Annotated in this window: 6 protein-coding genes and 1 pseudogene; 4 read left to right on the plus strand and 3 right to left on the minus strand. The window is 72.1% G+C overall.

The window, feature by feature from the left end; genetic code table 11:
- Positions 1–465 precede the first annotated feature (465 nt).
- Positions 466–1,290: pseudogene (gene ttcA / locus PKE44_RS14105) on the minus strand (tRNA 2-thiocytidine(32) synthetase TtcA); the annotation flags it as partial.
- A gap of 166 nt (positions 1,291–1,456) precedes the next feature.
- Between ttcA and PKE44_RS14110 the strand changes: the two are divergent.
- From PKE44_RS14110 to PKE44_RS14120, 3 genes are all read left to right on the plus strand, one after another.
- On the plus strand, positions 1,457–1,885 hold the full coding sequence (locus PKE44_RS14110) for a DUF4112 domain-containing protein (RefSeq protein ID WP_324552271.1): 429 nt from the start codon (positions 1,457–1,459) through the stop codon (positions 1,883–1,885).
- Positions 1,886–2,055: 170 nt separating this feature from the next.
- Positions 2,056–2,388 carry a hypothetical protein gene (locus PKE44_RS14115; RefSeq protein ID WP_324552273.1) on the plus strand — a complete coding sequence of 111 codons (333 nt, stop codon included), beginning with the start codon at positions 2,056–2,058 and terminating at the stop codon, positions 2,386–2,388.
- Positions 2,389–2,456: 68 nt separating this feature from the next.
- Entirely contained in the window at positions 2,457–2,699 is a 243-nt protein-coding gene (locus PKE44_RS14120) for a plasmid stabilization protein (RefSeq protein WP_324552275.1), read from the plus strand.
- Positions 2,700–2,723: 24 nt separating this feature from the next.
- On the opposite strand, the gene PKE44_RS14125 is transcribed toward PKE44_RS14120, so the two are convergent.
- Positions 2,724–3,980: a TIGR03862 family flavoprotein gene (locus PKE44_RS14125; RefSeq protein ID WP_324552277.1), complete on the minus strand. Its 1,257-nt coding sequence runs from the start codon at positions 3,978–3,980 to the stop codon at positions 2,724–2,726.
- Between the two features lie 163 nt (positions 3,981–4,143).
- Between PKE44_RS14125 and PKE44_RS14130 the strand changes: the two genes are divergently transcribed.
- The gene (locus PKE44_RS14130; protein ID WP_324552279.1) at positions 4,144–4,686 is read left to right on the plus strand and encodes a hypothetical protein; all 543 of its coding nucleotides are present in this window, start codon (positions 4,144–4,146) and stop codon (positions 4,684–4,686) included.
- Between the two features lie 49 nt (positions 4,687–4,735).
- Here the strand turns inward: PKE44_RS14130 and PKE44_RS14135 are convergent.
- The coding region (locus tag PKE44_RS14135; protein WP_324552281.1) for a GTP-binding protein at positions 4,736–5,703 on the minus strand (968 nt) is incomplete at its 5' end.

Genomic DNA, 5,703 nt, shown 5'->3' on the forward strand with positions numbered 1-5,703 from the left:
CCCCGTGCGCCGCGTGCGCCCGGACCATCGGCAGCCGGCGCCCCGTCCGGCAGCCAGACGACGACGGCTGCGCCGAGCGCGAGCAGCGCGACCGCCACCCAGTACAGCCGGCGGCGGGCACGGCGCCGGCGCGGTGGCTCGGCGGCTACGGACGGGGGAGCGGAATCGGACATGGAGACGGGCACGCACGGGGGGCGCCGTGCAGTTCAGCGCAGCGGCGTAACACGCGCCGCGCCGGGCACGGCGGCTTTGTAACGGCTTGTAGACGAGACGGCGGCTTCAGCCGGCCCCGATCGGGATGCCGCGGAACATGCGCACGCCGCCCGGCCCGCCGGCATCGCCGCTGCCGGCGCCGATGCGCGGCTCGCCGCCGTCGCCATCGCCGCCGTCGGCGGCGGCCGGATCGTCCCGATCCTCAGGGGCGTCGTCGCCAGTTTCCCGCGCCGGCACCAGCCAGTCGCGGCGCGCTGCGGCCGTGGCACCGAGACCGGCGAAGTCGAACAGCCCGGCATCGGCGAGCTGCGAGGGCGCGACGTTCTTCACGGCCGAGAACATGCTCTCCAGCCGCCCCGGATGGCGCCTGTCCCAGTCGCGCAGCATGTCGCCGATCACCGCGCGCTGCAGGTTCGGCTGCGAGCCGCACAGATTGCACGGGATGATCGGGAAGCCCTTCGCGGCCGCGTAGCGCTCGATGTCCTTCTCCTTGCAGTACGCGAGCGGCCGGATCACGACGTTGCGGCCGTCGTCGGACCTGAGCTTCGGCGGCATCGCCTTCAGGCTGCCGCCGTAGAACAGGTTCAGCAGCAGGGTTTCGAGGATGTCGTCGCGGTGGTGGCCGAGCGCGATCTTGTTGAAGCCATGCGTGTGCGCGTAGGTGTAGAGAATCCCGCGCCGCAGCCGCGAGCACAGCGAGCACGTCGTCTTGCCCTCGGGCACGACGCGCTGCACGACGCTGTAGGTGTCCTGCTCGATGATCTCGAACGGCTGGCCGATCGAGGCGAGGTAATCCGGCAGCACGTTCGCCGGAAAACCCGGCTGCTTCTGGTCGAGGTTGACGGCGAACAGCTCGAAGCGCACCGGCGCCGACTGCTGCAGCGAGCGCAGGATGTCGAGCATCGTGTACGAATCCTTGCCGCCGGACAGGCAGACCAGCACGCGGTCGCCGTCCTCGATCATGTTGTAGTCCTGGATCGCCTCGCCGACGCCGCGGCGCAGGCGCTTGGCGAGCTTGACGAGGTTCACGCGCTCGCGTTCGGAGCGCGGGGACGGCACGGCGGCTGGCTGGTTCATCACGAACGGTCCGGAAGTGGCGCGCGACCCGCACCCGGGCCGCGAAAGGCGCGGAATGCTAGCAGGCACACGGGCTTGTCGGTATCGCGCCGGCTGCTTCCGGAACACCGGCGGCCGGAAGCAGTCGATAACCGGACCCTCACCTGTAATGAACGGAGCCTCCTCCATGCCGAGCACCTACGAAGCCGGACCCGATGGCCGCGGCTGGCACGCCGTCGACGAACGTCCTCGCGCCGCCGCCGATCCCGTGCTCGAAGCCCGGCTGCGCGAGCTGCGTCAGCTCGCCTGGCTGCTCGATGCGCGCTTCCGCATCCCCGGCACCGGCTGGCGCATCGGCCTCGACGGACTGATCGGCGTCATCCCCGGCATCGGTGACGGCTTGCCGATGCTCGCCGGGGCATGGATCATTTGGCGCAGTGCACAACTCGGGGTGCCGCAGACGACGCTGCTGCGCATGGTCGGCAACCTGCTGATCGACGCCGCCGCCGGCAGCGTGCCGGTGCTCGGCGATGTCTTCGACGTCGCGTTCAAGGCCAATCTGCGCAACCTCGACCTGCTGCACGAACACTTCGGCCTGCCCCCGATGCGCCGCTGAATCCTGCCGGAACAGGCCGGATCCGGCCGGCTCCCGCGGATTCAGGCCGCTGAATTTTCGGACAGGCGGGAACCCCGTCGTTGACGGGTCTGCCACAATCCGGGCCGCAACTGCCATCAGCGTGTCGCACCCCGCAGGACACGCCTTCACGAACGCCGCGAGAAACCGCCATGAGCCAGACGCTGGACTTGCAGCCGGGCCTGTATTTCACGATCGCCCCGGACAAGCCGGACGCCGCCCCCGCCGGACTGCCGCCGCATCTGTCCCGGCACATCGCCTATCTGGCGCTCGGCCTGGGCATGCATCCGGCGAGCGGCGAGCCCTGCATCGTGCTGTCGAACGACCGCGACGAACTCTGCACGGTCCCGAGCCGGCTGCTGCGCACCTACCGGCTGATCCCCGGCTCGCGCTGCCTGCGCATGGTGCTGTTCCCGCCGCACGTGCCCGAACTCAATCCGCAGCTGCGTTTCCAGCCGCTGCCCGCCGAACCGGCCCACGCCTGACACGCAGCGGACAACCGCATGACAGGCGCGCGGGCCGGTTTCCTTCCCTGACGACCGAGGAGGCCCCCATGCCCCAAGGTGACAAAGGCAAGTACACCGACAAGCAGAAGCGCCAGGCCGCCCACATCGAGCAAGGCTACGAAGACCGCGGCCTGCCCGAGGACGAAGCCCGCCGCCGCGCCTGGGCGACCGTCAATGCGATGGACCACGGCGGCAAAAAGCCCGGGGGAGGCGGTCGCGGCAAGCCCGTCAACCGCGCCCCGGCCCGCAAGGGCGGCCACAACAGCCACGCCCACGGCCGGCATCACTGATCCTTTCCGGCGCCCGCCGTTTCGTCAGGCGGGCGCATCCTTCCTCCGCCCCGTCTGCTGCAGCCACGCCAGCACCCCGAGCCCCGCGGCCCGGCCGCTGGCCAGGCAGGCGGTCAGCAGATAGCCGCCGGTCGGTGCCTCCCAGTCGAGCATCTCGCCGGCGCAGAAGGTGCCGGGCAGCGCGCGCAGCATCAGTTGCTCATCGAGCGCCCCGAAGCACACGCCGCCGGCCGTGCTGATCGCCTCGGCGAGCGGTCGCGGCGCGACGAGCGCGAGCGGCAGCGCCTTGATCCGCCGCGCCAGCGCCGGCGCATCGTCAAGCAGCTCCGGCGTCATCCGTTCGCGCAGCAGCCCGGCGCGCACGCCCTCCAGCCCGAGCGTGCGCTGCCAGTGCGCAGCATGCGTGCGCCGGCCGCGGGGCTTCGCGAGTGCGGCCGTCACCTTGTCCAGTGAACGATCCGGCAGCAGGTCGAGCGTCGGCACGGCCCGGCCCCCGTTCGCAAGTCCGTCGCGCAGCGGAGCCGACAGGGCATAGATCAGCCCGCCCTCGATGCCGTGCGCGGTGATCACGGCATCGCCGCGCCGCTGCCAGCGATGGCCGGCGGCATCGATGTACTGCAGTTCGACGGTCTTCAGCGGCGCCCCGGCAAAGCGCGTGCGGAAGGTCTCGCTCCAGGCCACGTCGAAGCCGCAGTTGGCCGGTGCGAACGGCGCGAGCGCGATGCCGCGTGCGGCGAGCCACTGCGCCCACGCGCCATCCGCACCGAGCCGCGGCCAGCTCGCGCCGCCGAGCGCGAGCACGGTCGCGGCCGGGCGCAGGCACTGTTCACCGCCGTCAGCGGTCCTGATGCGCAGCGCCCCGTCGCCGCTCCAGCCCAGCCAGCGATGGCGCAGGTGCAGGCGCACGCCGAGCCCGTGCAGGCGCTGCAGCCAGGCGCGCAGCAGCGGCGCGGCCTTCATGCCGACCGGAAACACCCGGCCCGAACTGCCGACGAAGGTGTCGATGCCGAGTCCGTGCACCCAGGCCCGCAGCGCCGCGGCATCGAAGCCGGCGAGCAGCGGCGCGATTTCGGGCTGGCGATCGCCGTAGCGCGACAGGAACTGCGCCGGCGGCTCGCCGTGCGTCAGGTTCAGGCCGCCGACCCCGGCGCGCAGCAGCTTGCGCGCCGGCGACGGCATCGCCTCGTGGACCTCGACCGTGCAGCCGGCCGTCGCCAGCACCTCGGCCGCCATCAGTCCGGCCGGCCCGGCCCCGATCACGGCCACCGTCGAATCCGTCAAGTCCCGCCCTCCTCCGGCGTCTGCGTCCGGCCATTCTGCAGCTTCGTGCCAGCCTTGCTGAACCTTGCGGAACTGTCATATGCCCGGCCGGTCGCAATGGCGGGGCCGAAGGCCGCTTCCGCATGAGGCGGGAGCTTCATGGAACCGATCAAGGAGAAAGCCGATGAACCTCAAGCTGACGAAACCGAAGCTGTTTGCCGAGCGTTCGCTGAGCAAGGTGGCCGGCGTCTTTGACGATGCCGACACCGCGCGCGTCGCCGCCCGGCGTGCCCGTAACGAAGGCAACATGGTGCTGCCGCAGGTGCAGATCGTCGCTCCCGGCGATCCGCAGCTGAGCGCCCGCATCGAACCCGAGCAGGAGCGCATCCCCGAAACCCTGCTGCGCTCGCACCTGGTGTGCGGCACGGCCGGGGCGGGGCTGGGGCTGCTGCTCGCGTTCGCGCTGGCGCTGTCCGGCGTGGCGGCCGTCACGTCCAACCTGACGGCCAGCCTGATGCTGCTGCCGCTGTTCGGTGGCCTGTTCGGGCTGCTGATCGGCGGCGCGATCGCCTTGCGGCCCGACATCGGTCGCGTGGCGATGACCGTGCGCAAGGAAACCCAGTCGGGCCGCTGGGTGGTCGTTGCGCATCCGGTCAACGCGGACCAGCAGCATGGCGCCGAGCGCGTGTTCCAGGACCTGCGGGCGCGGACGGTCAGTTCGCTCTGATCCGGACCGTTTCCAGGCGCAGCCGGCTCGATCGCCCGGCTGCGCCTTTTCATTGCCCGCCCTGTTGTCCGCCCTCAGCGCCCGCCTCCCCCCGCGCCGCCAGCCAGGCCGCGCCGATCGCCGTCCAGTCCGGGCGCGCGTCCTCGAAGGCGATGCATTCGATGCGGCTGTCGCGGCGCCAGCTCACGTCGCTGACCGTCAGGCCGCCGCCGGCGACCGCATCGAACAGCCGCCAGTCGCGCCCGGTGCGCAGCACGCCCTTGGCGCGCTCGACCGGGGCCAGCGGACCGTCACGACCGATGCCGGCGAACAGTGCCGTGAGCTTCGGTGCCGCAAAGATCACCTCGGGCGCAAACGTCCAGCCGTGCTCGGCGCGCGCGGCGGGCGGCTGCGATCGCGTCAGCCGCCAGCCCGGCTGCGCGGCCCGCGTGATGTCCTTCAGCCACTGCGGATCGAAATCCCCGTGCGCGATGGCGCCGATGTGCGCCCGGGGCGGATACAGCGTCGATGCGAAGGCGCGGAAGCGTTCGAGCTGCGCGGGGCTTGCGACATCGGCGTGCGTCGCCAGCAGCACGTCGGCGAGTTCGAGCTGCGCGCGCAGCAGCGGCGCGCGCAGCAGGCGCTCGTCGTCGAGGCGGCGCGGATCGACAAGGCCGATCACGGCACGCAGCTCGATCGCCCCGCGCAGCGCCGGTTCGCGCAGCAGGTCGACGATCGCCGCCGGGGCCGCCAGCCCGCTCGGCTCGATGTAGAGCCGATCCGGCCGGGCCGCGCGCAGCAGCGCCGGAATCGCCGCGCGCAGGCTCGCCGCCGCCGTGCAGCACACGCAGCCGCCGCCGACCTCGCGCACCGTGATCTCCCCGGCGCCCCCGGCGCCGGCGAGCACCGCGGCATCGATGCCGACCGTGCCGAAGTCATTGACCAGCACCGCCGGACGGCTGCCGGCCGGTGCCTGCGCGAGCAGCGCGCGCAGCACCGTGGTCTTGCCGCTGCCGAGCAGGCCGGTCAGCAGGTATG

This window comes from Plasticicumulans sp. (assembly GCF_035331805.1).
Classification (GTDB): domain Bacteria; phylum Pseudomonadota; class Gammaproteobacteria; order Competibacterales; family Competibacteraceae; genus Plasticicumulans.

Coding starts and splice junctions, on each gene's coding strand:
- PKE44_RS14110 (WP_324552271.1), top strand. CDS start 1,457: ATGCCGAGCACCTACGAAGCCGGACCCGATGGCCGCGGCTGGCACGCC.
- PKE44_RS14115 (WP_324552273.1), top strand. CDS start 2,056: ATGAGCCAGACGCTGGACTTGCAGCCGGGCCTGTATTTCACGATCGCC.
- PKE44_RS14120 (WP_324552275.1), top strand. CDS start 2,457: ATGCCCCAAGGTGACAAAGGCAAGTACACCGACAAGCAGAAGCGCCAG.
- PKE44_RS14130 (WP_324552279.1), top strand. CDS start 4,144: ATGAACCTCAAGCTGACGAAACCGAAGCTGTTTGCCGAGCGTTCGCTG.